Annotated in this window: 23 protein-coding genes; 14 read left to right on the top strand and 9 right to left on the bottom strand. The window is 68.5% G+C overall.

The genetic code is table 11. The features are described from left to right. The first annotated feature begins 111 nt into the window (after positions 1–111). The 3 genes from ACK4FB_RS04600 (at position 112) to ACK4FB_RS04590 (ending at position 2,859) form a co-directional block, all read left to right on the top strand. Entirely contained in the window at positions 112–1,542 is a 1,431-nt protein-coding gene (locus tag ACK4FB_RS04600; RefSeq protein ID WP_409748327.1) for an ammonium transporter, read from the top strand. A gap of 130 nt (positions 1,543–1,672) precedes the next feature. Further along, positions 1,673–2,347 (top strand): TorF family putative porin, encoded by a 675-nt coding sequence (locus ACK4FB_RS04595; RefSeq protein ID WP_409748324.1) that lies wholly within the window; start codon positions 1,673–1,675, stop codon positions 2,345–2,347. Positions 2,348–2,463: 116 nt separating this feature from the next. Further along, positions 2,464–2,859, top strand: a complete 396-nt coding sequence (locus ACK4FB_RS04590) for a MerC domain-containing protein (RefSeq protein ID WP_409748322.1) — start codon at positions 2,464–2,466, stop codon at positions 2,857–2,859. 3 nt (positions 2,860–2,862) lie between these two features. Here ACK4FB_RS04590 and ACK4FB_RS04585 read toward each other — a convergent pair whose 3' ends face one another. The 3 genes from ACK4FB_RS04585 to ACK4FB_RS04575 are packed head-to-tail and all read right to left on the bottom strand — an operon-like array spanning position 2,863 to position 8,784. Next, the gene (locus ACK4FB_RS04585) at positions 2,863–4,314 is read right to left on the bottom strand and encodes an efflux transporter outer membrane subunit (protein ID WP_409748319.1); all 1,452 of its coding nucleotides are present in this window, start codon (positions 4,312–4,314) and stop codon (positions 2,863–2,865) included. Continuing rightward, on the bottom strand, positions 4,314–7,580 hold the full coding sequence (locus tag ACK4FB_RS04580; protein WP_409748316.1) for an efflux RND transporter permease subunit: 3,267 nt from the start codon (positions 7,578–7,580) through the stop codon (positions 4,314–4,316). Before ACK4FB_RS04580 ends, ACK4FB_RS04585 begins: the two co-directional genes overlap by 1 nt. 19 nt (positions 7,581–7,599) lie before the next feature. Further along, on the bottom strand, positions 7,600–8,784 hold the full coding sequence (locus tag ACK4FB_RS04575; protein ID WP_409748313.1) for an efflux RND transporter periplasmic adaptor subunit: 1,185 nt from the start codon (positions 8,782–8,784) through the stop codon (positions 7,600–7,602). Positions 8,785–8,877: 93 nt separating this feature from the next. On the opposite strand from ACK4FB_RS04575, the gene ACK4FB_RS04570 reads away from it, so the two are divergent. Then, positions 8,878–9,519 (top strand): TetR family transcriptional regulator, encoded by a 642-nt coding sequence (locus tag ACK4FB_RS04570; RefSeq protein ID WP_409748310.1) that lies wholly within the window; start codon positions 8,878–8,880, stop codon positions 9,517–9,519. Positions 9,520–9,584: 65 nt separating this feature from the next. On the opposite strand, the gene rpsU is transcribed toward ACK4FB_RS04570, so the two are convergent. Continuing rightward, entirely contained in the window at positions 9,585–9,815 is a 231-nt protein-coding gene (gene rpsU / locus ACK4FB_RS04565) for a 30S ribosomal protein S21 (protein ID WP_148291571.1), read from the bottom strand. 203 nt (positions 9,816–10,018) lie between these two features. Between rpsU and ACK4FB_RS04560 the strand changes: the two genes are divergently transcribed. After that, on the top strand, positions 10,019–10,693 hold the full coding sequence (locus ACK4FB_RS04560; protein WP_409748307.1) for a COQ9 family protein: 675 nt from the start codon (positions 10,019–10,021) through the stop codon (positions 10,691–10,693). 9 nt (positions 10,694–10,702) lie between these two features. On the opposite strand, the gene ACK4FB_RS04555 is transcribed toward ACK4FB_RS04560, so the two are convergent. Both ACK4FB_RS04555 and purE read right to left on the bottom strand, forming a co-directional pair. Beyond that, on the bottom strand, positions 10,703–11,782 hold the full coding sequence (locus ACK4FB_RS04555) for a 5-(carboxyamino)imidazole ribonucleotide synthase (RefSeq protein WP_409748303.1): 1,080 nt from the start codon (positions 11,780–11,782) through the stop codon (positions 10,703–10,705). Beyond that, positions 11,782–12,273: a 5-(carboxyamino)imidazole ribonucleotide mutase gene (gene purE / locus ACK4FB_RS04550; protein ID WP_409748301.1), complete on the bottom strand. Its 492-nt coding sequence runs from the start codon at positions 12,271–12,273 to the stop codon at positions 11,782–11,784. Before purE ends, ACK4FB_RS04555 begins: the two co-directional genes overlap by 1 nt. Positions 12,274–12,392: 119 nt before the next feature. Here purE and ACK4FB_RS04545 point away from each other — a divergent pair, with 119 nt between their 5' ends. Genes ACK4FB_RS04545 through ACK4FB_RS04530 form a run of 4 tightly spaced genes read left to right on the top strand, consistent with a single transcriptional unit; the run spans position 12,393 to position 16,676 of the window. Further along, a complete protein-coding gene (locus ACK4FB_RS04545) occupies positions 12,393–12,980 on the top strand; it encodes a GGDEF domain-containing protein (RefSeq protein ID WP_409748298.1) in 588 nt (195 codons plus the stop codon). A gap of 59 nt (positions 12,981–13,039) precedes the next feature. Beyond that, positions 13,040–13,987 carry an aspartyl protease family protein gene (locus tag ACK4FB_RS04540; RefSeq protein WP_409748296.1) on the top strand — a complete coding sequence of 316 codons (948 nt, stop codon included), beginning with the start codon at positions 13,040–13,042 and terminating at the stop codon, positions 13,985–13,987. A 41-nt stretch (positions 13,988–14,028) separates the two neighbouring features. Beyond that, on the top strand, positions 14,029–15,072 hold the full coding sequence (locus tag ACK4FB_RS04535; RefSeq protein WP_409748293.1) for a ligase-associated DNA damage response exonuclease: 1,044 nt from the start codon (positions 14,029–14,031) through the stop codon (positions 15,070–15,072). Continuing rightward, positions 15,072–16,676: a cisplatin damage response ATP-dependent DNA ligase gene (locus tag ACK4FB_RS04530; RefSeq protein ID WP_409748290.1), complete on the top strand. Its 1,605-nt coding sequence runs from the start codon at positions 15,072–15,074 to the stop codon at positions 16,674–16,676. The genes ACK4FB_RS04535 and ACK4FB_RS04530 overlap by 1 nt, the downstream gene beginning before the upstream one ends. On the opposite strand, the gene ACK4FB_RS04525 is transcribed toward ACK4FB_RS04530, so the two are convergent. Both ACK4FB_RS04525 and ACK4FB_RS04520 read right to left on the bottom strand, forming a co-directional pair. Then, positions 16,673–16,999, bottom strand: coding sequence for a chorismate mutase (locus tag ACK4FB_RS04525; protein WP_409748287.1), 327 nt, complete (start codon positions 16,997–16,999; stop codon positions 16,673–16,675). The two genes, ACK4FB_RS04530 and ACK4FB_RS04525, sit on opposite strands and share 4 nt — an antisense overlap. A gap of 42 nt (positions 17,000–17,041) precedes the next feature. Beyond that, the gene (locus ACK4FB_RS04520; protein WP_409748284.1) at positions 17,042–17,857 is read right to left on the bottom strand and encodes a ferredoxin--NADP reductase; all 816 of its coding nucleotides are present in this window, start codon (positions 17,855–17,857) and stop codon (positions 17,042–17,044) included. A gap of 164 nt (positions 17,858–18,021) precedes the next feature. On the opposite strand from ACK4FB_RS04520, the gene ACK4FB_RS04515 reads away from it, so the two are divergent. The 4 genes from ACK4FB_RS04515 to ACK4FB_RS04500 are packed head-to-tail and all read left to right on the top strand — an operon-like array spanning position 18,022 to position 22,548. Next, a complete protein-coding gene (locus tag ACK4FB_RS04515) occupies positions 18,022–20,340 on the top strand; it encodes a S9 family peptidase (protein WP_409748281.1) in 2,319 nt (772 codons plus the stop codon). Beyond that, entirely contained in the window at positions 20,340–21,830 is a 1,491-nt protein-coding gene (locus tag ACK4FB_RS04510) for an amidase (RefSeq protein ID WP_409748279.1), read from the top strand. Before ACK4FB_RS04515 ends, ACK4FB_RS04510 begins: the two co-directional genes overlap by 1 nt. Positions 21,831–21,862: 32 nt before the next feature. Beyond that, positions 21,863–22,273 (top strand): low affinity iron permease family protein, encoded by a 411-nt coding sequence (locus tag ACK4FB_RS04505; RefSeq protein WP_409748276.1) that lies wholly within the window; start codon positions 21,863–21,865, stop codon positions 22,271–22,273. Next, positions 22,270–22,548 carry a SemiSWEET family sugar transporter gene (locus ACK4FB_RS04500; protein WP_409748273.1) on the top strand — a complete coding sequence of 93 codons (279 nt, stop codon included), beginning with the start codon at positions 22,270–22,272 and terminating at the stop codon, positions 22,546–22,548. The genes ACK4FB_RS04505 and ACK4FB_RS04500 overlap by 4 nt, the downstream gene beginning before the upstream one ends. Here ACK4FB_RS04500 and ACK4FB_RS04495 read toward each other — a convergent pair. After that, entirely contained in the window at positions 22,545–23,036 is a 492-nt protein-coding gene (locus ACK4FB_RS04495) for a GAF domain-containing protein (RefSeq protein WP_409748271.1), read from the bottom strand. The genes ACK4FB_RS04500 and ACK4FB_RS04495 overlap by 4 nt on opposite strands. Positions 23,037–23,289: 253 nt before the next feature. Here ACK4FB_RS04495 and ACK4FB_RS04490 point away from each other — a divergent pair, with 253 nt between their 5' ends. Further along, positions 23,290–24,786 carry a tetratricopeptide repeat protein gene (locus ACK4FB_RS04490; RefSeq protein WP_409748269.1) on the top strand — a complete coding sequence of 499 codons (1,497 nt, stop codon included), beginning with the start codon at positions 23,290–23,292 and terminating at the stop codon, positions 24,784–24,786. Positions 24,787–24,790 lie beyond the last annotated feature (4 nt).

Here is a 24,790-nt window from a genome sequence, read left to right as displayed (position 1 = left end):
TTCGCAAATGCGTTAAACAGTTCGCACCTGCGGGATAACCAACCAGGGGGAATACCAGTGACAAGGATCTGGAACCGTCTGCCCGGCTTCGTCGGGCTTTGCATTCTAACCATGGCATTGTTCTACGCGGGGGGCGCGTTCGCCACCCCCCTGACCGAGGCGCCCGCCGAGGCGGTCGCAGCCATCACGTCACAGGCGGAAGAACCCGCCTCCGAAGCCACTGCTGTAACGGATGCTTCGGGCGCCGGCGCCGCCGGTGCGCCCGCTTCAGGCGAGGAGGCCGCCGAGGCTGCGGCGCCCGAAGGGCTTCTGGCCCACCAGGTTCCGCTGGAGCTTGACGGGTCCGGCACGGCCTGGCTGCTGACGTCGACGGCCCTGGTGCTGATGATGACCCTGCCCGGCCTGGCGTTGTTCTACGGCGGCATGGTGCGGCGCAAGAACGTCATCGCAACCATCGCCCAGACCACAGGGGTGTTCGCCGTGGCGACCCTGATGTGGTTCATCGTGGGCTACAGTCTTGCGTTCGGCGTCGGCAGCGAAACTCTGCACCCCTATGTGGGCAATCTGGAGATGCTGTTCCTGAACGGCGTGACCATGGAGACCGCCAATGGTCTCCTGCCCGGCATTCCCGAATTTCTCTGGATTGCGTTCCAGCTGACCTTCGCCGTGATCACCCCGGCCCTGGTCACCGGCGCCTTCGCCGAACGGATGAAATATTCGGCCCTGCTGCTGTTCGCGGCCCTGTGGTCTGTGATCGTCTATGCGCCGATCGCCCACTGGGTCTGGGGCGGCGGCTTCCTCGGCGACATGGGCGTGCTGGACTTCGCCGGCGGTGCGGTGGTTCACGTGAACTCGGGGGTTGCGGGTCTGGTGTGCGCCATCGTTCTGGGACCCAGAAAGGGCTACGGCACGGATTCCATCGTCGCCCACAACCCTGTGCTGACCCTCATCGGCGCCAGTCTGCTGCTGGTGGGCTGGATCGGCTTCAACGCGGGCTCGGCCGGCGCGGCGGACGCCCTGGCCGGCGTGGCCCTGATCAACACCCTGCTGGCCGCCGCGGCCGCATCCCTGACCTGGAAGCTCATCGAGGTCATCGAGAAGCGCAAACCGTCGCTGATCGGCATGCTCTCCGGGATCATCGCCGGTCTGGTGGCCATCACCCCGGCGGCGGGTTTCGTGGACCCGAAGGGCGCGGTCATCATCGGCGCCATCGCCGGGCCGGTCTGTTACATCTCTTCGGTGTGGATCAAGAAGCTGCTGCGCTACGATGACAGTCTGGACGTCTTCGGCATCCATGGCGCAGGCGGTCTGATCGGCGCCCTGCTGACGGGTGTGTTCGCCACCACACTCGTCAACGAGGCCTCGGAGGGTGCGACGGTTACGGCCCAGGCCCTGGGCCTGGCCTGGACCATCGCCTGGAGCGCCATCGGCACCTTCGTGATCCTGCTGATCTGCAAGTTCACCACGGGTCTGCGCGTGCGGCCCGAGGAGGAGGAGACCGGTCTGGACACCGTGATCCACGGCGAGGCGCTGGAACACTAGCTCCATCGTCTCAACCCGCGGGGCGGAGGGGGACGGGAGAGCGGGATCGAGGGGGTCCCGCTCTCCCACCGCCCACGGGCGATCTGAAGGCTCAGCGCTTTCAACAAAGAACTCAACGAGGGGATAACCAATGAAAACAGTGATCGCGTGTGTCTGCTCCGCCGCTGTGATGGCCCTGGCCGGCGCAGCCTCCGCCCAGGACATCAGCTTCAACGTCACCGCCACCTCGGACTATGTCTGGCGGGGCGTCAGTCAGTCGGATGAAGACCCGGCCATACAGGGCGGCGTGGATTTCACCTCCGGCATTTTCTATGCGGGCACCTGGGCCTCGACGGTTGACTTCGGCGACGGCACCGACGCCGAATGGGACTTCTATCTGGGCTTTGCACCCTCGGCGGGCGGCTTCGACTGGGACTTCGGCGTCACCCACTACATGTATGTGGGCGACCCCGACGGCTCGGACTATGACTTCACCGAAGCATCCGCAGCGGTGTCGCGCGCCATCGGCCCCGCGACCTACGGGCTGAAGGTCGCCTATTCGCCGGACTTCTTCGGCGCCGAGGACGACGCCACATATCTGGAGGCCAACTTCGCCGTCGAACCCGTGTCGCAGTGGAGCGTGTCGGGCGCTGTCGGCCAGCAGTGGGTCGATTCCGGCGCCGACTATCTGAGCTGGAATCTGGGCGTCGGTTACGCCTTCAATGAGGTCTTCGGACTGGACCTGCGCTATCACGACACCAACGAGCACAGCTGGGGCGATATTTTCGAAAGTCGCGTGGTGTTGAGCCTGACAGCCGGCTTCTGATCCAGAACGTGGGGTGCAAGGAACACCGCCCGGTTCGCCGGGCGGTGTTTTTCGTGGGTGACCCTTGCGTGTGTGTTATAGAATAACATATGAGCGGGGTCATTGAAGGAGCCCGCATGAACTCCACCGCCGCCGCACCCCGCGCCGTCGTCCGGACCTGGGGCGACATGGCCGCCATCGGTCTGTCCATCGCCTGTCTGGCCCATTGCCTGGCCTTGCCGCTCACAGCGGCGTTCCTGCCGATGCTGGGGTTGGCTACGGAAGCAGCCTGGGTCCACTGGGCCTTCGTGGCCGTGGCCGCGCCGCTATCGATCTGGACCCTGGCCTGGCCCCCGCGCGGAGCCTTGCGGGCGCTGCCGCTGTCGCTGGCGGCCCTGGGATTGACCGCGCTGGTTCTGGGCGCGGCGGAGTGGCCCGTCCATGAGATGGAAATGCCGATGACCGTGGCCGGCGCGCTGCTTCTGAGCGCCGCCCACGGGATCAATCTGCGCCGCCGCCGTCACCGCTGCTGAACTTTACCGGGTGACGCCCCAGCCGCCTGCCAGCGCCTTGAACAGGGTGATCTGGTTGTTGCTGACCTGAGCCTCTGACGCGGCCAGGGCGGCGTCGGCCTGGGCCAGGGTGCGCTGGGCGTCCAGCAGGATCAGGAAGCTGTCTGCGCCGGCGTCAAAGCGCAGCCGCGACAGCCGCTCGGCGTCCGCCGCCCGATCCCGCGCCGTGGTCAGGGCCGCGCGGCGATCCAGTTCGTTGGCGTAGGCGGACAGGGCCGTCTCGGTCTCCTGCAGCGCCACCAGAACCGTCTGGTCGAAATTGGCCAGGGCGATATCGGTCCCGGCTTCCGCCTGACGAATGCGGGCGCGTGTCGCAGCGATATTGGGGAAAGACCAGCTGATCAGCGGACCCACGCTGAAGCGGAACGCGGCGTCATCACCCAGATCAGACGCGTCGAACGCCGTGGCGCCGAGGGAGCCGCCGAGCTGGATGGTCGGATAGAGCGAGGCCACCGCCACGTTCACACGCGCGGCGGCGGACGCCAGTTCGCGTTCCGCGCGGCGCACGTCGGGACGTCGCGCCAGCAGGGCGGCGCCGTCGCCCACGGGGATCGGACGGGACAATTGGGGCGGGCGGGCGCAGTCGCGCGCGGCCTGGCTGGCCTCTGCCGGAGTGACGCCGGTCAGGGTGGACAGACGGAACAGGGCCGCGTCCCGCTGGGCCCGCAGGGGCGGCAGGGTGGCCCGGGTCGACTGCAAGGCGGAATCCGCCCGCGCCGTGTCCAGACCGGTACCGCGGCCCAGATCCAGCAGACGCCGGGTCAGGTCGGCGGTTTCCTGCTGCAGCCCGATGCTGCGTTCAGCGACTGCAATCTGGGCGTTGGCGGAACAGGCGTCGGCGTAGGCGCGCGCCGTTTCGGCCGCGACCGTGACCTGCACGACCTCCAGCGCGGCCTGGGCCGCGTCCGCGTCGGCGCGGGCGGCGCGAATGGCGGAGGATACGCGTCCGAACAGGTCGATCTCATAGGCCACGTCCAAACCCACGTCATAGGTCTCGGTGATGGCGCCGGAATCGTCGGGCGACACCGGACCGGCGCCGGGCGTCGCATAGGCCGCCTGCCGTCCACGTTGTCCGGCGCCGGAAAGACTGGTGGAGGGCAGTCGGGCGGAACGGGCCTCGCTCAACGAGGCGCGCACCAGACGCAGGTTGGCGGCGGCGGCTTCCAGTTCGTTGTTCTCGGCCAGGGCTTGGGCGACGAGCCCGTCCAGCACAGGATCATCGTAAAGACGCCACCAGTCGCTGCGGGCCTCGGCGGGGCTGACCTGCGCGGTCAGCCCCTGGCCGATGAAGGCGCCCGAGGCCGGGGGAGGGAGGGTGGCCTCGGGCGCCCTCGGCCCCACCGCGCACGCCGACAGGAGAGCCGTTGCGCATGCGGCGGAGAGGAAACGGGCGGAATTGGACAGACGGGGGGGCATCAGAGGTCTCCGGTCCGGCCGGCGACAGGCGCCGGCGCGTCAGGATCATAGGGGTCGTGGGGCGGCGCGCCGTAGGTGGTCGGCAGGTCGCGCTCCTTCTCGGGGGCCCTGGGCAGTTTGCCCGAGACCCAGCGGGAGATGACGTAGAACACCGGCGTGAAGATCAGGCCGAACAGGGTCACCCCGATCATGCCGAACACCACCGCCACACCCAGGGCCTGACGCATCTCCGCGCCCGGTCCCGTGGCGATGGCCAGAGGCAGCACGCCGAAGATGAAGGCGAAGGACGTCATCAGGATCGGCCGCAGGCGGATGCGCGCGGCGCGCACCGCGGCTTCCCAGCGGTTGAGGCCGTCGTTCTCCTCCGCCTGTTTGGCGAACTCCACGATCAGGATGGCGTTCTTGGCCGCAAGCGCGATCAGCACCACCAGCCCCACCTGGGTCAGGATGTTGTTGTCCATGCCGTTCAGGTTGACCCCGATCAGGGCCGCCAGAATGCACATGGGCACGATCAGGATCACCGCCAGCGGCAGGGTGAAGGCCTCGTACTGGGCGGCCAGCACCAGGAACACGAACACCACCGCCATCAGGAAGATCACGGTCGAGGACGAGCCCGACTGCTGCTCCTGATAGGCCAGGCCGGTCCATTCATAGCTGAAACCGGCCGGGAGGGCCTGGGCGGCCATGGCCTCCATGGTCGCGAGCGCCTGCCCGGACGACACGCCCGCGGCCGCCTGTCCCTGCAGCTCGGAGGCGGGGAACATGTTGTAGCGGACCACTCGTGCTGGACCGGAATCGTCCCTCAGGGTCGCCACCGCGCCGATGGGGACCATGGCGCCGGACGCCGAGCGCGTCTGCAGGTTGGCGATGTCGGAGATGTCATCGCGATAGGCGGGCTCGGCCTGGGCGGTGACCCGGAAGGTGCGGCCCAGATAGTTGAAGTCATTGATGTAGGACGAGCCCAGATAGACGCCCAGGGTGTCGTATACATCGGACGGCTGGACCCCCATCATGAGGGCCCGGTCGCGATCCACATCGGCCTGAATGCGCGGCGTGCCGGTGTTGTACAGGCTGAAGACCTGCTGCACCTGATCCGGCGCCTGGGCGGCGGCGCCCATCATGGCGTAGGTGGCGCCCTGCAGCGCCTCGTAGCCGGCGCCGGATCGATCCTGCACCATCATGACGAAGCCGTTGCCGTTGCCCAGACCCTGCACTGCGGGGGGCGCGATCATGAAGATCTGCGCTTCCTCGATGGCGCCGGCGGCCATGCTGAGCTGCCCGGCCAGGGCCGATGCAGTCAGTTCGGGCGACGAACGCTCGCCATGGTCGGCCAGACGGATGAACATGGTCGCGGAGTTCGAGCCCGCCGAGAAACTGGTGCCGTCCAGACCGGCGAAGGCGGCCACGTCGATGACGCCCTCGGTCGAGCGGACGATTTCCACGGCGCGGGTCATCGCGGCCTCGGTGCGGTCCAGCGAGGCGCCGGGCGGCAGTTGCACCACGCCGATCAGGAAGCCTTGGTCCTGCTCGGGGATGAAGCCGGTGGGCGTGTCCATCAGGCGCCATCCGGTCAGGGCCAGCAGCCCCACATAGATGATCAGCACGATGGAGACAGTGCGCACCAGTCGCGCGGTCAGGCGCCCGTAACGGTCCGATAGCCAGTCGAAGCCCTGATTGAACCTGGCGCCCGCCATACCGAGGTAGTGGAACCCGGTTCCGATGGGCCCGCGCTTGCGGGCGTCGGCGTCGTGGGGCTTGTGCGGCTTCAGCAGCAGGGCGGCCAGGGCCGGCGACAGGGTCAGCGACACCAGCAGCGAGATCATGGTGGCGCCGGCGATGGTGACGGCGAACTGACGATAGAAGATGCCCGGAATGCCCGATACGAAGGCCGTGGGCACGAACACCGCGACCAGCACCAGGCTGATGGCGATCAGGGCGCCGGACACCTCGCGCATGGACTTGTAGGCGGCTTCCCGCGGGGTCAGGCCCTCGCGAATGTAACGCTCCACATTCTCGACCACGATGATGGCGTCGTCGACCACGATGCCCACCGCCAGCACCAGGGCGAACAGGGACAGGGAGTTGATTGAGAAGCCCAGCGCCAGCTGGATGGCGAAGGTGCCGACCAAGGCCACGGGAATGGCGATGATCGGGATGATCGCCGCGCGCCAGGTCTGCAGGAACACCAGCACCACGATCATGACCAGGAAGATGGCCTCGATCAGGGTGTGCTGAACCGCCTCGACCGAATGCTCCACGTATTCGGTCGGGTTGTAGGGAATGGAATAGGCCATGCCGGGCGGGAAGTCGCCGGCCAGGGCCTCGATCTCTGTCAGCACCGCGTGGGCGGTGTTCAGGGCGTTGGCCCCGGGTTGCTGGACGATGGCCATGGCCACGCCGCGCTCGCCCGAGAAATAACCCCGGATGCCGTAGTCCTGGGAGCCCAGCTCCACCCGCGCCACGTCGCGTACGCGAGTGACGCGGCCCTCGGCGTCGGATTTGATGACCACATTGGCGAACTGCTCGGGGTCGGACAGCCGGCTTTCCACCTGCACGGGCAGCTGGAAGGCCGAGGCGTTGTCCGTGTAGGGCGGCTGGCCGATGGCGCCGGCGGCGGCCTGGGTGTTCTGGGCGCGCAGGGCGTTGATGATCTCCGGCGCAGTCAGGTTGCGCGCCGCCGCCTTGGCCGGGTCGATCCAGATGCGCATGGAGTAGTTGCCGCCGCCGAAAATCTGGACCTGGCCCACGCCCTCGATGCGCAGCATGCGGTCACGCAGCGTCGAGTTGGCGTAGTTGCCCATGTAGTCGACGTCGAGGCTCTCGTCCGGCGACGTCAGGGCGACCAGCAGCAGGAAGTCGGTGGCTTGCTTGTTCACCGTGACGCCGATCTGGCGCACCTGCTCCGGCAGGCGCGGTTCGGCCAGGGCGACCCGGTTCTGAACCAGCACCTGGGCCGCATCCAGATCCGTGCCCGGCTGGAAGGTGACAGTCACCGCCACCACTCCGTCGGAGGTGGACGAGGAGGACATGTAGAGCATGTTCTCGACGCCGTTCACCTCCTGCTCGATCGGGGCGGCGACGGTCTCTGCCAGGGTCTCGGCCGAGGCGCCGGGATAGGCGGCCTGGATCGCGATGGTGGGCGGCGCGATCTCCGGATACTGCGACAGGGGCAGAAGCGGGTACGAGAATGCGCCGATCAGGGTGATGACCACCGAGATCACGATCGCGAAGATCGGCCGATCAATGAAGAAACGTGAGAAATTCATGGCGTGGAGCCTGTTCCGATCAGTCGGCGATGGTCGCGGTGGACGCCGCCTGGGCGGTGGTCACCGGCTGCGACTCTTCACGCGGCTCGATGGTGATTTCAGTGTTCTGAGGCGTCACCGGCTGGCCGGGCTGGGCCCTTTGCAGACCGTTGACGATGACCCGGTCGTCGGGAGCGAGGCCGGCGCGCACGACCCGCAGGCCATCGACCGTCGGACCCAGTTGGACCGGCTTGGGCGCCACCACGCCATCGGGGCCGACCACATAGACCACGCGGCGCGGACCGTCGGTGATGATGGCCGTTTCGGGGACCAGCAGGGCCTGATAGGCCTCTGAACCGGCGACGCGGGCATGGCCGAACATGCCGGGAGTCAGGAAGCCGTCGGCGTTGTTCACCACGGCCCGCAGGCGGATGGTGCCGGACGCCGGGTCGATGGCGTTGTCGGTGAAGTCCACCGTGCCGGACCAGCGATAGTCGCCTTCGTCCTGCAGCCGGATACGCACAGGGGCCGCGCCGCCCGCGCGGGCGTCGCGCTGATACTTCAGCAGCAAGGCCTCGGAGCCTTCAAAGGTGAAGTGGATCGGGCCGCCGGACACGATGGTGGTCAGGACGTCGGCGGCCGATGACCCTCCGGCCACCAGATTGCCCACGTCCACCCGGCGATCGGACACGCGCCCGGACGACGGCGCGGTGACGCGGGTGAACTCCAGATCCAGCTGGCGGGCGCGGACATTGGCCTGGGCGCTGGCCAGGGCGGCTTCCGCCTGGCTGACGGCGGCGCGGGCGCTGTCGAACTCGGCCTGTGACACCGCCTGGGCCTCCAGCAGCCCTTCGGCGCGGGCGAACTCTGCGCGGGCCAGGCCGGCCTGGGCCTCTGCCTGGGCGACCGAAGCGCGCGCGGCGGCGAGAGCGGCCTGGGCCGGGCGGGGATCAAGGGTGAACAGCAACTGGCCGCGCTGGACCATCTGGCCGTCGCGGAAGTGGACCGCCTGAATGTAGCCGCCAACACGGGCGCGCACGTCCACGGTCTGAACGGCTTCAAAACGGCCGACGAACTCGTCCCAGTCCGTCACCTGACGGGCGAGGGGCGTGGCCACCGAGACGGGGGGCGCTTCGGGCTGGGCCTGACTTTCAGCGGAATTTCCACAGCCTGAAAGGACGAGCAGCGCAAAGGCGCTCGCGGCGATCACGCGGTACGGTCGCATGGGGGTCTTCTCCTGTCGGGACGGACCACGTATGCGATGGGGAGATCGCCGCGAGTCAACGTCTGATGACTTACTGCTCGCGATGCACTATGTTTGTCAACAGCCGTTGACTTAAAAAACGGCAACGCTTGTTTTCGATCTGTCTGGAGATTGGTTCTGACCGACTGTTGCGCAAGACCCCGAAACGCCGCGAACACGCGAGCGCGCATTCTGGACTCCGCGCGCGAGCTGTTCACCCATCAGGGTTACGATGAGGTGGGTATGCGCGACATCGGCCGCGCGGCCGGCGTCGACGCCGCTCTGGTGTCCCGCTATTTCGGCTCCAAGGAGGATCTGTTCGCCGAGGTGCTGAACTCGTGCGGCAGCGCCAAGGACTGGTTCGAGGGCGACCGCGCCGACTTCGGCCGCGAGCTTGCCTATGAACTGGTCTATGATCCGCCCGAGATGGATGATTGCAAACTGGACGGCCTGCTCATCATGTTGCGCTCCACCGGGTCGCCCAAGGCCGCGGAAATCATCCGCAAATCCACGTACGAGCGATTCTACGCCCCCTTCATAAAATGGCTGGGCGGCGAGGACGTCGAGGTCCGGTCGCGCATGGTGCTGGGAATCCTCATGGGCATGGCGCTGAGCCGCGACATGGCCGGCGGCTATGGCCTGTCAGAAGAAGACACCGCCAGACTGTGCGAACGTCTGGCCGTCCTGTTCCAGAATTGCATCGATGGCGATTGCTGAAGCGAACGCGAAAAAGCCGCCCCGGCGAACCGGGGCGGCCTGATCGTTTCAGCGGTCGTCCGCTTTTAGCGGCGCGGCGGCGGCGCGGGCAGCAGACCCTCGCGCTGGGCGCGCTTGCGGGCCAGCTTGCGGGCGCGGCGCACGGCCTCGGCCTTTTGACGGGCGCGCTTTTCCGACGGCTTTTCGTAGTGCACGTGGCGCTTCATCTCACGGAAGCTGCCTTCGCGCTGCATCTTCTTCTTCAGCGCCTTGAGCGCCTGATCGACATTGTTGTCGCGAACGAAAATCTGAACCAGGGGTATCTCTCCTTTGGCCGCCCGCCGCGTCCTTATCCAAGGGAGACGGGCGAACAAAAAACAATTTCTCGCGGAAGACGGGCTCCCGCAAGGAAGGCGTGCGGATACACGAACGGTTCGAGCCTGTCTAGGTTTCCGGTCCAAAGGACGCAGATTGTGATGCAGGCTCGCCACGCGCGCGGCCCGCGCGTAATCTTTCCGGCATGAACACGAGCGCAAACCCCGCCCCCGAACCGGATAAAGAACCGGCCAGAGAACCCGATTGGGCTGACCGCATGGAGCAGGCGGTGCTGGACGCCGCCGTCGAGCGCGCCCGGGCGCTGGGCTGGAACCGCCGCCTGGTGCGCGCGGCCTGCGAGGCCAACGGCCTGTCGCGCGGGGACGAGGAGCTGCTGCTGCCCAACGGACCGCGCGATCTGGCCGCCCTTTTGTCGCGCCGCCATGACGCCCGCGCGCTGGACAGCCTGTCGTCCGAGGGCCTGAAGATCCGCGAGCGCATCTTCGCCGGGGTCTCGGCCCGCATGGAGGCCGGGGCGGCGGATCTGGAGGCGGCCCGCTGCTGCGCCGGCTTCCTGGCCCTGCCGACAAACGTCGACCTGGGGCTGGAGCTGGCATGGGAGAGCGCCGACCGCATCTGGCGCTGGGCCGGCGACACGGCCACGGACGAGAATCACTATTCCAAGCGCATGATCCTGTCGGGCATCCTGATCCCGGCCCTGACCCTGCGCTGGTTCGATGGCCGCGAAGCCGCTGAGGCCTTCGTCAAGCGCCGCATCGACAACGTCATGACCTTCGAGAAGTGGAAAGCCGGCAAGGACTTCGACGCCCCGCTGCGCAAGGCGACAGAGTGGCTGGGGCGGATGCGGTATCGAGGGTAGCCGGGAGGACTACAGCCCCCGCACCCGGTTCACATGCCCCATCTTCCGCCCGGGGCGCGCCTCGCCCTTGCCGTAGAGGTGCAGGTGCGCGGCGGGGTCGGCGGACAGGGCGGGCCAGTCGAGGACGTCCTCGCCCAAGAGGTTGGTCATCTCCACCCGGGCCACGGCGTCCGTTGATCCCAGTGGCCAGCCGGCGACGGCGCGGATGTGCTGCTCGAACTGGTCGCAGAGGCAACCGTCCTGGGTCCAGTGGCCGGTGTTGTGCACCCGCGGGGCGATCTCGTTGACCAGCAGGGTTCCGTCCGCCAGCTCGAACAGCTCGACCCCGATGACGCCCACATAGGCCAGGCCGTCCAGAATGGCCTCGGCGATCTCGCGGGCGCGGGCGGCGGTGTCCGGGCGCACCTCGGCGGGAGCGAGGGTGGTGCGCAGGATGCCGTCGGCGTGGCGGTTTTCGCCCAGCGGATAGACGGCGATCTCGCCCTCCAGCCCGCGCGCGGCGATGATCGACAGCTCGCGCACGAAGTCGGCCTTGGCCTCAAGGATCGCGGGTGCGCGGCCGATGGCCTCGAAGGCGGCCTCGGCCTCGTCGGCCGAACGCACCCAGGCCTGGCCCTTGCCGTCATAGCCTTCGCGCCGGGTCTTGAGCAGGGCGGGCAGGCCGATGCGGGGCATGGCGGCGGTGATGTCGTCTGCGGAATCGATGGAGGCGAAGTCCACCGTCGCGGCGCCCACGGCGTTGAGGAAGGTCTTTTCCGCCGAGCGGTCCTGCGCCACCGCCAGGGCCGTGGGGCCCGGCGCCACGGCCGCGCCGTTGACGGCCAGCAGGTCCACGGCGGCGGAGGGCACGTTCTCGAACTCGAAAGTCACCACGTCCGACAGCCGGCCCAGCGCCTCCAGCGCGTCGGGATCGTCGAAGGGGGCGGTGATCTGCTGGCGCGACACCCGGCCCGCCGGGCTTTCGGCTTGCGGATCGAGGATCACCACGTCGAAACCCAGCCGCGAGGCCGCCTGGGACAGCATCCGGCCCAGCTGGCCGCCGCCGAGAATGCCGATGCTGGAGCCGGGAGCGAGGGGGAACTGCGCCATCAGTCCTCGACGGTCTCCAGGACCGAGGCGGTCAGCTCCGCGCGCCATTTGGCCAGCCGTCCGGCCAGGGCCTCGTCCGACAGGGCCAGAATCTGGGCGGCCAGAAGGCCGGCATTGGTGGCCCCGGCCTCGCCGATGGCCAGCGTCCCCACGGGCACGCCGCCGGGCATCTGGACGATGGAGAGCAGGGAATCGAGCCCCTTGAGCGCCTTTGACTTCACCGGCACGCCCAGCACCGGCAGCTCGGTCATGGAGGCGACCATGCCCGGCAGGTGGGCCGCGCCGCCCGCGCCCGCGATGATGACCTTGAAGCCTTCAGCCTTCGCGCCGCGCGAGAAGGCGACCAGCCGGTCGGGGGTGCGGTGGGCCGAGACGACGCGCGCCTCCCAGGCCACGTCCAGGGCATCCAGCGCGTCGGCGGCGCACTTCATGGCGGGCCAGTCCGAGCGGCTGCCCATCACGATGGCGACCAGGGGCGTAGAGCGGTCCATGAACCCTCCGGCGTCAAGGAAACAGCGGGCTTATAGGACCGGCGTTGCGTGAGCAACCGGGTGCGGTAGCATCGGCTCCGTAAACGGGGGTGAGTCGCGCCCCCGGCGGGAGTTCGGGAGTGTCCGACGGTGGTCAGGGTCCGGTGAGCGGCGCGCTCGCGATCGACCTGGAAGGCGAGCTCCGGCGTCTGCGCGCGGAGGTCGAGGCCCTGCGCGCCCGCGCCGAGGCGGCCGAGGCCGCGGCGGACCACGATGTGCTGACCCCGGCCCTGAACCGACGCGGGTTCATGGAGGCGTTGCACCGGACGCTGGCCTATTGCCGCCGCCACGATGTGCCCGCCGTGCTGCTGTATCTGGATCTGGACGGGTTCAAGGGCGTCAATGATGCGCTGGGCCATCCCGCCGGGGACGCCGCGCTGAAGCGCGTGGCCGAACTGATGCTGGCCAATCTGCGCGAAAGCGACGCCGTGGGCCGTCTGGGCGGCGACGAGTTCGCCCTGCTGCTGCTGAACGCCGGGGCCGAGGAAGGTCGCGAAAAGGCCCGCCGCCTGCTGGAGGCCCTGAACGCGGACGGCTTCGAGTGGGAGGGCGAGCGGGTGCCCCTGGGTGGCTCCTTCGGCGTGCGCGCCTATGCGGGCCAGCCCGACGCCGAAACATGGCTGGCCGAAGCCGACGCCGCCATGTGGGTGAAGAAAAAGCGGCGCTGACCCTTCCGGACGCCGCGCCGCAGGGCGGAACGCCCTGATAACCGCTACGTTGGCTGACCATGCCCGAATCCCCCTCCCGCCCCCGCGGCCGATCGCGCCGTTCCGTTCTGACCAGCCTGGGCCTGCTCGGCCTGGGCGGGGCCGCGGCGTGGTGGGCGCGGGACAATCTGTTCTGGCCGGGACCATCGGTTGAGTTCGCCGAGGACGGAACCAGCGGCTGGCTGGCGTTCGCCACGGAGCATCGTCTGTTCGTCTCAACCCGCGCCATGATCGGCGACACGGCGGTGGACGCCCTCATCGACAGCGGGGCGCAGCGGTCGGTGGTGGACGCCACCCTTGCGGAAGAACTGGATCTGCCGCGCCGCCTGAGCCCGCCCCAGGTCGCCTATGGCCTGGGCGGCGGACCTCAATTGGGTCATGCGGTCAGTACGGATGTGCGGCTGGGCTGGATGACCTTGAACGGGCTGACGGCGGGCGTGCTGGATCTGGGCCCTCTGGCGTCCAGCGGCCTGGACACCCGGCTGATCCTCGGCTGGGACGTGTTGAGCCGTATGGCTCTGGATATCGATTTCCCGGGCCGCCGCCTTCGCTTCGGACGGAATGAAAGAGCGGTGGCGCCGGCGGGGGCTGAAGCGCTGCCTGCCGTTCGCGAGGGCCGGGGTCTGATGACCCAGATTTCGGTCGAGGGGGCGGTGCTGAGCGCACTGCTGGACACTGGCGCCTCGCCGGCTCTGAGTCTGAACATGGAGACGGCCGAGGCGGCCGGGCTGCTGGACGGCCGGGAGACGCGAGAGGCCTCAAGCATCGTTCTGGGGGGTGTGCTGGCGGGGCAGGTGGTCACGGCCCGCACCCTGACGCTGGGCGAACGCCTGTATGAAAATGTCGAGGTGCACGCCTATCCCCGCAGCGCGCTTCCGGGGATTCCCCCGGTTCTGGCGGGAATGGGCCTGTTTCGGGACGACCGGCTGATCCTGGATATCGGCCAGGGCCGGATGCTTGTGGCCTGAGACGGGGAACGGCCGGGCGAGAGGCGCCTTATGATCACGCCATGCCGCCGTCAGCCCTGAAGCCCGAAGCCCTGCTGCGCCCTACATCGAGAGGCCTGTGGTGCGAGCCGGGCGATTTCTACATCGACCCGCCCGGGCCCGTGGACAGGGCCGTCATCACCCACGGCCATGCGGACCATGCCCGGGCCGGGCACGGATCGGTGTTGGCCACCCCCGAAACCCTGGCCATCATGGGCGAGCGCTACGGCAAGGATTTCGCCGGCCGGACCCAGGGTCTGGCCTACGGCGAGACCGCCGAGTTGGGCGGCGTGTCGGTCGGGTTCGCCCCCGCGGGCCATGTGCTGGGCTCGGCCCAGGCGGTGCTGACCCATCGCGGCCTGACCGTGGTGGCGTCAGGCGACTACAAGCGGCGGCGCGATCCCACCTGCGCCCTGTTCGAGCCGGTGCCCTGCGACGTCTTCATCACCGAGGCCACCTTCGGCCTGCCCGTGTTTCGCCACCCGCCCGACGCCGGCGAGATCGGCCATCTGCTCAAGTCGGTGGCCCAGTTCCCCGACCGGGCCCATCTGGTCGGGGCCTATGCGCTCGGAAAGGCCCAGCGGGTGATCCGGCTGCTGCGCGAGGCGGGCTATGACGAGACCATCTACGTCCATGGCGCGCTGGAGCGGCTGAACCGGCTTTACGAGCACTTTGGCGTCGATCTGGGGCCGCTGGCGCCCGCGACCGGATCGAAGGCGGATTTCGCGGGAAAGATCGTGGTGGCCCCGCCCTCGGCCATCGCGGATCGGTGGAGCCGGCGCTTTCCCGATCCGGTCACGGCCTTTGCGTCCGGCTGGATGCGGGTTCGGGCCCGCGCCCGGCAGAGGGGTGTGGAGTTGCCCCTGATCCTGTCGGACCACGCCGACTGGGACGAGCTGACCGACACTCTGACCGAGCTGTCGCCCGATCAGGTCTGGATCACGCACGGGCGGGAGGACGCCCTGTGCCGCTGGGCCGAGTTGAACGGCCTGAACGCCAGCGCCCTGCATCTGGTGGGCTATGAGGACGAGGACGACGACGAGATGGGTGGGGAGGACGAGGCCTGATGCGCGCCTTCGCCACCCTGCTGGACCGGCTGTCCCTGACGGCGTCGCGCAACGCGAAACTGACCCTGATGCGCGACCATCTGGTCGATGCGCCGGACCCGGACCGGGGCTGGGCCCTGGCGGCCCTGACCGGCGCGCTGTCTTTCAAGGCCGCCAAGCCCGCCATGATCCGCCAGGCGGTGGAGGGCCGGGTCGATCCGGAGCTGTTCCGCCTGTCGTACGACTATGTGGGCGATCTGGCCGAGACCGTCGCCCTGATCTGGCCGGCCAGGCACGGGGCCAACCGCGAGCCGGAGTTGTCGGAGGTCATCGACGCCCTGACCCATGCGAAGCGCGGCGAGGTGCAGGGGCTGCTGGAAGGCTGGCTGGACGCCCTGGACGCCGACGGGCGCTGGGCCCTGCTGAAGCTGCTGACCGGCGGGCTGCGGGTGGGCGTCTCGGCGCGGCTGGCGTGGCAGGCGGCGGCGGACTTCGGCGGGGTCGCGGTGGCCGACATCCAGGAAGTCTGGCACGCCCAGGAGCCGCCCTACGCCGACCTGTTCGCCTGGCTGGAGGGCAAGGCGGAAAGGCCCTCCGCCGACGCCCACGGGCGCTTCCGCCCGGTCATGCTGGCCCAGCCGCTGGATGAGGCGACCGACCTGCCGAAGCTGGACCCGACCGCCTACGCTGCAGAGTGGAAATGGGACGGCATCCGCGTCCAGGCGGTGTCGGAGGGCGGGGTGAAGCGGCTGTACAGCCGCACGGGCGAGGACATCTCGGGCGCCTTTCCCGATGTGCTGGAGGCGCTGACCTATGAGGGCGTGATCGACGGGGAACTGCTGGTCATGCGGGACGGACAGGTCGCCTCGTTCGGTGAGCTGCAGCAACGACTGAACCGCAAGACGGTGGATGCGAAGCTGATCGCCGCCAATCCGGCGGGGGTCCGCGCCTATGACCTGCTGGCCGCGGACGGCGAGGACCTGCGCGGGCTGACGTTCGCGGCACGCCGCGCACGGCTGGAGGCGTTCGTGGCGGCGGCGGCGTCGGACCGCATCGACCTGTCGCCCATCCAGCCGTTCGGGACATGGGACGAGCTCGCCGTCCTGCGCCTCGCGCCGCCGCCGGGCGATCCCGCCATCGCGGAGGGCCTGATGCTGAAACGGCTGGACAGCGCCTATGAGGCCGGTCGTCCCAAGGGGCCGTGGTTCAAGTGGAAGCGCGACCCGCACCTGATCGACGCGGTGCTGATGTACGCCCAGCGCGGCCACGGCAAGCGGTCCAGCTTCTATTCCGATTTCACCTTCGGGGTCTGGGTCGAGGACGCCGACGGCGCCCATGTGCTGACCCCGGTGGGCAAGGCCTATTTCGGCTTCACCGACGAGGAGCTGAAGCAGCTGGACAAGTTCGTGCGCGACCACACCACCGACCGCTTCGGCCCCGTGCGCGCCGTGCGGGCGGACCGGGAGTTCGGCCTGGTGCTGGAGGTGGCGTTCGAGGGGCTGCAGCGCTCCAAACGCCACAAGTCCGGGGTCGCCATGCGCTTTCCCCGCATCAGCCGCATCCGCTGGGACAAGCCGTCAAAGGAGGCGGATGAACTGGCGACGCTGGAGCGGATGCTGGACTAGCTGCGGGTGCGGTCCCAGACGCCGAACTCGTGGGCGATGCACTGGGCGATCAGCTTGCGCCAGACGGGCTCGGCGATGGCGGGGGACAGGCCGGCCTCTTGCGACGCGGCCAGCACCTTGGCCACCACGTCCTCGATTCGCCAGTCGTCGTGGACCACGTCGCGGCTGGGCTTGATGCGCGCGGCGGCCTCCATGTAGCGCTGCCGCTCGGCCAGCAGGGTCACCAGCGCGCGGTCGAGCGCGTCGACGCCCTCGCGCACCTGACTCATGTCGGAGCAGTCTTCGGGCGGGGTGCGAGGGTCGATGGCGATGGGCGCGGTCATGGCCCCGGCTTTAGGGGAGGGCGCGGCGCCCGCCAAGCCCGGTCAGCCCACGAAGGCCCGTTCCAGCACGAAATCGCCGGGCTGGGCGTTGGAGCCTTCCTTCATGCCGTAGCCTTCCAGCAACTCGGCCGTCTCCTTGATCATGGCCATGGAGCCGCACAGCATGACCCGGTCCTTCGCCGGGGCGAAGCCCTCGTCGAGACCCAGGTCGCGGAAATAGTCGCCCGAGCGGATGCGGTCGGTGATCCGGCCCGCGTTGTGGAACGGCTCGCGGGTCACGGTGGGATAGTAGGTCAGCTGGGCCTTCGCCTCGTCGCCGATCAGCGGGTCCTCGTGGATGCCGCCCTCGAAGAATTCGCGATAGGCCAGATCCTCGGCCTTGCGCACCGTGTGGGTCACGATCACCCGGCCGAAGCGGGAATAGGTCTCGGGCTCGCGGGCCACGGACAGCCAGGGCGCCAGGCCCGTGCCCGTGCCGATCAGGTGCAGCCGCTCGCCCCCGGTCAGGGCGTCCAGCACCAGGGTGCCCGTGGGCTTCTTGCCCACCAGCACCGTATCGCCGGGCTGGATCTTTTGCAGCCGCGAGGTGAGGGGGCCGTCGGCCACCTTGATGGAGAAGAACTCCAGCTCCTCGGCCCAGAACGGGCTGGCCACCGAATAGGCGCGCACCAGCGGCTTGCCCGTCTCGGTGGGCAGGCCGATCATCACGAATTCGCCCGAGCGGAAGCGGAAATCCTCGGCGCGCGACAGGCCGAAGCTGAACAGCTGGTCGGTCCAGTGTTTCACCCACAGCACCTCGGCCTCGTGGTACGGGCTGGGCCTGGCGGGCTTTGCGGCGACGGCGAGGGTGTCGGTCATCGAAGGCTTTACGCGGTTGCGGGAGGCTTGGACTTAAGCCCTTCGCGACGGATGCGAAAGGTTCGCGGGCGCGACATTTTCTGCGGGGGACGGATACCCGTTCTTATTCCGCCGTCGGCGCGGAAACAGTTGTCACGGGCCGCTGAGCCGCTAGCTTGGCCGCCATGCGCACATTGCTTCTGGCCTCGAGCCTGCTTATCGCCCCGCCCGCCTTCGCCCAGTCTATCGATGCGGCCGCCCCGGTTCTGACGCCCGAGCGGGTCTTCGCCGATCCCAGCCTGAACGGCCCTGTCGCCCGCGGGGTCAGCCTGTCGCCGGACGGAGAGCTGGTGGCCTTCCTGCGCTCGCGCGAGGACGACGTGAACACCCTGGACCTGTGGGCCGCGCCCACCGGCGAGGGCGAACCCTACAAGCTGATCGACGCCCGGGCGCTGGTTCCGGACGCCGGCGAGTTGTCCGAGGCGGAGGTCGCACGGCGCGAACGCATGCGCATCAGCCAGCGCGGGGTGGTGGAGTATTCCTGGGACGAGCAGGGCCGCTACATCCTGGCCCCGCTGGAGGGCGATATCTTCCTGGCCGATCGCAACGGCGAGGTCCGTCGCCTGACCGAGACCGAGGGCGACGAGATCGACGCCAAGGTGTCGCCACAGGGAACCTGGGCCTCGTGGGTGCGCGACCAGAACCTTTACATCCAGCCGCTGACCGGCGGTGAGGAACGCGCGATCACCACCGACGGCGACGGCCTGATCACCTGGGCCACGGCCGAATTCATCGCCCAGGAGGAGATGGACCGGGACACCGGCTACTGGTGGAGCCCTGACGAGAGCCGCATCGCCCTGACCCGCGTGGACGAAAGCACAGTGGACGTGATTCCCCGTCTGGACATCCAGGGCGGCGGGGCCACCACCATTCAGCAACGCTACCCTCGCGCCGGACGGCCCAACGCCGTCGTCGACCTGTTCGTCCACGACGTGGCCACCGGTGAGCGGATCGAGGTGGATCTGGGCGACAATGACGACATCTATCTGGCCCGCGTGAACTGGTCGGCCGACGGCGGGACGCTCTATGTGCAGCGTCAGTCGCGGGATCAGAAGACCCTGGACCTGCTGGCCGTTGATCCCGCTACGGGCGAGAGCCGCGTGATCGTGACCCAGACTGACGACGCTTGGGTGGCCCTGACCCACGATTTCCGCGCGCTTCAGGACGGCCGGTTCATCTGGTCCAGCGAAGAGGTGGGCTGGCGGCACCTGTATCTGTATGAGGCCGATGGAACGCTGGCGCGTGAGATCACCTACGGCCCCTGGGCGGTGAAGGCGCTGGAAGGCGTCAACGAAGAGACCGGCGAGGTCTTCTTCACCGCCTCGTTCGGCTACGCGGAGCGGCCGCCCGGCGTCACCGGCGGGCACGGTTACTGCCCGTCGATCCGGGGCGGCGGCTCCATGTGCGACGTGCAGGGCGAACGCCCCCTGATCCAGCAGCTCTGGCGCGCGCCGCTGAACGGCGGCGGCGGCCGCTTCACCGCCGTCACGCCGCCAGGCGGCTGGTGGTCCGTGACCATGAACGGTCCGGCTACGGCCTTCGTTGGCAACTATTCCGACCCCGAGACCCCGCCGCGCAGCGGACTGTACAGCGCCGACGGGACCTTAATCCGCTGGATCGAGGAGAACCGGCTGGACGAAAACCATCCCTATCACCCCTATCTGGCGCGCCATCGCACGCCCGAATACGGCGATCTGGACACGCCCGACGGCCACTGGCTGGTCTGGCAGATGACCACGCCCCACGACTTCGATCCGTCCCGGCGCTATCCGGCGGTGATCCAGGTCTACGGCGGGCCGTCGGGCGGCGGCGTGCGCCGGGGCTGGCAGCCCATGACCACCCGCCTGCTGAACGAGGCGGGCTATGTGGTCTTCCGCATGGATAACCGGGGCGAGGGCTATCGGTCCGCCGCCTTCAAGCGGGCGCTTCACCTGCGCATGGGCACGGTGGAGGTCGAGGACCAGGTGCTGGGCGCGAACTACCTGCGAAGCCTGCCCTACATCGATCCGGAACGCATCTCGGCCATGGGCTGGAGCTACGGCGGCTTCATGACCCTGCACATGCTGACCGAGCCGGATATGGGTCTGGCCTCGGCCATTTCGGGCGCGCCGGTGACGGACTGGAGCCTGTACGACACCCATTACACCGAACGGTTCATGTCGACGCCGGAGGGGAACCCCGACGGCTACGCGGCTTCGGACGTCGTCACAAAGCTGGATCAGCTGACAGGACGGCTGCTGCTGCTGCACGGCATGGCCGACGACAACGTCATCTTCGAGAACACCACGCGCGTGCTGAACGCGCTGCAGGAACAGAGCGTCCCCTTCGAGACCATGCTCTATCCTGGCCAGCGCCATGGCATCCGGGGCAACCCGCGCCAGCTGCACCAGTGGCGCACCTATCTGGACTTTCTGGACCGCACGATAGGAGAGCGGAGCGAGTGATGCGTAAGGGGGGCGTTCTTGCGGCGCTGGCGGGGCTGACGCTTGCCGCCTGCGCGACCTCGGGTCAGCCAACCCTTGAGGCCCGCGACCGGGCGACGGTGAACAGCGTCATCGCCTGGAGCCCGGCGGCCGATTCGGCGACCTGGGACGCCGGGGCGGCGGATCGATCCATCATCGGCATGCCCATCCTGATCAAGGACAACATCGAGACCGCCGACATGCCCACCACCGCCGGATCGCTGGCGCTGGTGAACAATGCGCCCGGGCGTGACGCGCCGCTGGTGGCGCGGCTGCGCGAGGCCGGGGCCGTGATCGCTGGCAAGGCCAATCTGTCCGAATGGGCCAATTTCCGTGGCGCTGACTCCATCAGCGGCTGGAGCGCCGTGGGCGGCCAGACCCGCAATCCTCATGCGCTTGACCGCAACCCCTGCGGCTCGTCCTCGGGCAGCGCGGCGGCGGTGGCGGCGGGGCTGGTCCCGGCGGCCATCGGCACCGAGACCAACGGCTCCATCGTCTGTCCGGCGGCGGCCAACGGGGTGGTGGGCTTCAAGCCCACCGTGGGTCTGGTGTCACGCACCCACATCATTCCCATCAGCGAAAGCCAGGACACCGCCGGGCCCATCACCCGCACGGTGGAGGACGCGGCCCTGATCCTGAGCGTCATGGCCGGGACCGACCCGGCCGATCCGGCCACCGCCGAGGCGGACGCCCGCCGCACCGACTATCGTGCGGCGCTGGACGCCGGATCGCTTGCGGGCGCGCGCATCGGCGTGGCGCGGTTCGCTTCGGGGTATCATGACGGGACCGACGCGGTGTTCGAGGCGGCTCTGGCCGACCTGCGCGCCGCCGGGGCCGAGCTGGTGGAGATCACCGAAGGGCCGGCGATGGGCCCCATCGGCCAGGCCCAGTTCACCGTCCTGCTGACCGAGCTCAAGGCCGGGCTGAACGCCTATCTGGCCTCGACCGACCCGACACAGGTTCCCACCCGCACCCTGGCCGATCTGATCGCCTTCAACGAGGCGACGCCGCGCGAACTGGCCCTGTTCGGGCAGGAGTATTTCGTCCACGCCGAAGCCACGGGCGGACTGGACGACCCCGAGTATGTCCAGGCCCGCGACACGGCCCGGCGTCTGGCCGGACCGGAAGGCATCGACCGGCTGCTGGCCGAGTATGATGTGATCGCCCTCGTCGCCCCCACGGGCGGCCCGGCGTGGCCGACGGATCCGGTGATGGGCGATCGGTTCCTAGGCTCGTCCAGCACCCTGGCCGCCGTGGCAGGCTATCCGCATCTCACTGTCCCCATGGGTTTCGTGCATGGCCTGTCGGTGGGGCTGTCGATCTTCGGGGGCCGATGGGACGACGCCCGTATCCTGTCGCTGGGCTACGCCTATGAGCAGCAGAGCCGGGCGTTCCGGGCCCCGGTCTTCCTGGACAGCGTCAACGACAACGAAGCGATCGCGCCCTTGCTGAGACCCGCCGCCTCGCAGTAGGAACCGGCGGCCAGGGTGGCCGTTAGGCGCTGGTGGAAAAGCTGTTCAATCGATTGGCTAACGCGACGGCGCGGTTGACGGGCAAGCCCCTGACCTTCGCGCTGTGTTTTCTGCTGATCCTCGCCTGGGCGGTGACCGGACCGATCTTCGGATTCAGCCAGACCTGGCAGCTGGTCATCAACACAAGCACCACCATCGTGACCTTCCTGATGGTGTTCCTGATCCAGAACACCCAGAATCGCGACGCCGCCGCCATGCAGGCGAAGCTGGACGAACTGGTCTACGCCACCCGCACCGCACGGAATCGCTTCATCGGGATCGAGCACCTGACCGACACCGAATTGGGTGAAATTCTGCGGGACGTCGAGATGCGGGCTCTGGAGGTTCACCGTTCCAGACGGCGCGAGGTCACAGAAGCCGCTCCCGACATTGCCGCCGAATGAGTTCGCTGCTGATCAACGTCCTCGGCACGGGCGCAGCCCTGTGCACCATCACCAGCTTCGTGCCGCAGATCATCAAGATCATCCGCGAGCGGGACGCGTCCTCGGTGTCATTGCGGATGTATGCCCTGACGGTGGGCGCCTTTTCACTCTGGACGATCTACGGCGTCCTGTTGGGCGCCTGGCCGCTCGTGGCGGCCAACAGCATCTCCCTGACCCTGGCGGTCACGGCGCTGGTCTGCAAATGGCGCTTCCGGGACGGAGACCCGGAGGCCTAGCCGAACACCTTCGCCATGAGACGCTCCAGCCATTCGGCGTCCACGGCGTCGAAGGCGGCCTTTTCGGTGGCGTCCACGTCCAGCACCGCGATCAGGGCGCCGGACGGATCGAGAACCGGGACCACGATCTCGCTGGCCGAGCGCGAATCACAGGCGATGTGGCTGGGGAAGGCGTGGACATCCTCGACGATCCGGGTCCGGCGCTCGGCGGCCACGGTTCCGCACACGCCGCGTCCGAAGGCGATGCGCAGGCAGCCCAACGTGCCCTGGTAGGGCCCCACCACCAGTTCGTCTCCCTTGAGCGGGTCCACGACATAAAAGCCGGTCCAGAAAAACGCCGGGAAGGCGTCCGCCAGCATGGAGGCCACCGTGGCCATGCGCGCCGTGCGATCGGTCTCGCCGTCCAGAACGGCGAGGATTTCGGCTTCGACCTCGGCGTAGCGGGCGGCCTTGTCGGCGGGGCGGTTGTCTCGGGCGGCGTAGGCCATGGGCTCTCCTGTTGCGCCCGGGATATAGGTCCACAGAAACCTTTGTGACAGCCCCCCGGTCTTCGCCTTGAACGCGAATAGCCAAGCCTCTGATTCGCCTTGAAAACGCATATTTCCGCCACGCTGCGGCAACGCTTGACGCAGCCTGGCGTTAACCTCTCGTTAACCTTGACAGATGGTTAAGGTGACCGGATCGTCCCGGTCGAACAGGGTTATGCGCGGGCCGCCAGGGTCCTCTTGCCAGCGGGGCGTTATGGACGATCACGACCACCCTGAGTCCAGACGGCGTGGATTCGATCGGTTCACCCGCTCGCGCGGAGTAGGGCCGCTGCCGTTCATCGCGGCGGCGGTGGTGGTGGTTCTGGCCACCCTGGGCGCCCTCATGTTGTCCGGATTCGGCGACCGGGGGCTGCGGTTCTGGTCGCGCGGCGATCCGGCCTCGAACGCCTGTCCGCGCCCGGCCTCGGTCACCGGCTCCGAGTTCAACGATCAGGAAGCCGGCGTACGCCGGTTGCGTCGCCTGGCGTTCCGGGGCGACTTCTTCGCCCAGTTGGAGCTGGGTGGACGCTACGCCGCCGTGCGCGCCACCGACCGCAATCTGGAAGATCCGATCGAAAGCTCGGTCTGGTACGCCATGGCCCTGGCCAACACCGAGGGCTTCGCCCCCATCAACAGCGCCCGGCGCGCCGGCCTCGGCTCGTGGCGGCCCCTTTCGGGCTATGACGACTGTCGCGCCTTCGAGCGCCGCGTGGCTTATCAGCGCCTGGACGCCCAACTGTCGCGCATGACCCGCGAAGAGCAGGAAGAGGTGCGCGACCGGGTCATCTATGTCCTGTCAACCCAGGACGCGAACGGTTACCGCACCCTGGCCCGGCTTCACGACGAGCTCTACGGCCCCTTCGGCGAGCCCATCGACAACCTTCAGGCCCGCGAGGCATGGGGCCATGGCGTCGGCGCGGTCGGGCCGCGCAGGGTGAGCCGCCCGGGCCGGAACGCGGCGGTCAACCTGTTCCCGCGCAATGATGTGGACGCCTATCTCTACAACTATCTGGCGGTGCAGACCGGCGACGTGGGCGCCTATGTTCTGCTGCGCGACTTTGAGGCCTCGACGCCCGCCCGATCGCGTTACGGCGCCTTCGTGGAGGCCAAGGCCCGCCAGTGGGTGCCGCCGTACGAGTTCTATCCCAACGAGGCGCCGCGCTCGGGCGTGCCCCATTCGGATGAAAGCCGGTCGCGCGGCGACGCCTATGACTACGCCCTGACGCGGATCACCGAGCTGCCCTTCGTCCATGTGGGCCGGGCCCTGCGCTATCTGGGGGTGACCGACACCGTCGCCGCGGCGCCGAACGCCCTGTCCAGGCGGCAGGTTGAAACGCTGGAGGCCATGCTGGGCCATCCCATGGAAGGGCGGCTGTCCTATCAGGAGCGGCTTCGCGCCATCCAGCTGGCGGCGGTCAATGGCTCGTCCGAGGCCCAGCTGGTGCTGGCGGTCATGTATGCGGAGGGAGTCGGGGTGCCGGCTGACTACGCCCGGTCGTTCCACTGGTTCCAGCAGGCCGACCGTCAGGGCTCGCCCGAGGCCAAGTTCGCCATGTCCAGCTACTTCGCCCTCGGCGTGGCCGGGGTGGCCGATCAGGACAAGGCCGAGGCCGTGGTCTACCGCATCGAATCCGCGCTGTCGGGCTTCACCCCGTCGGCGTCCCGCCTGCAGGCCGTCCTGGCCCAGGTCTCGCGCGCGCAAAGCCGATAGAGGC

Source organism: Brevundimonas sp., assembly GCF_046299535.1.
Taxonomy (GTDB): Bacteria; Pseudomonadota; Alphaproteobacteria; order Caulobacterales; family Caulobacteraceae; genus Brevundimonas.
The sequence above is the reverse complement of the archived record's forward strand: the minus strand, read 5'-3'. Positions and strand labels throughout refer to the sequence as shown.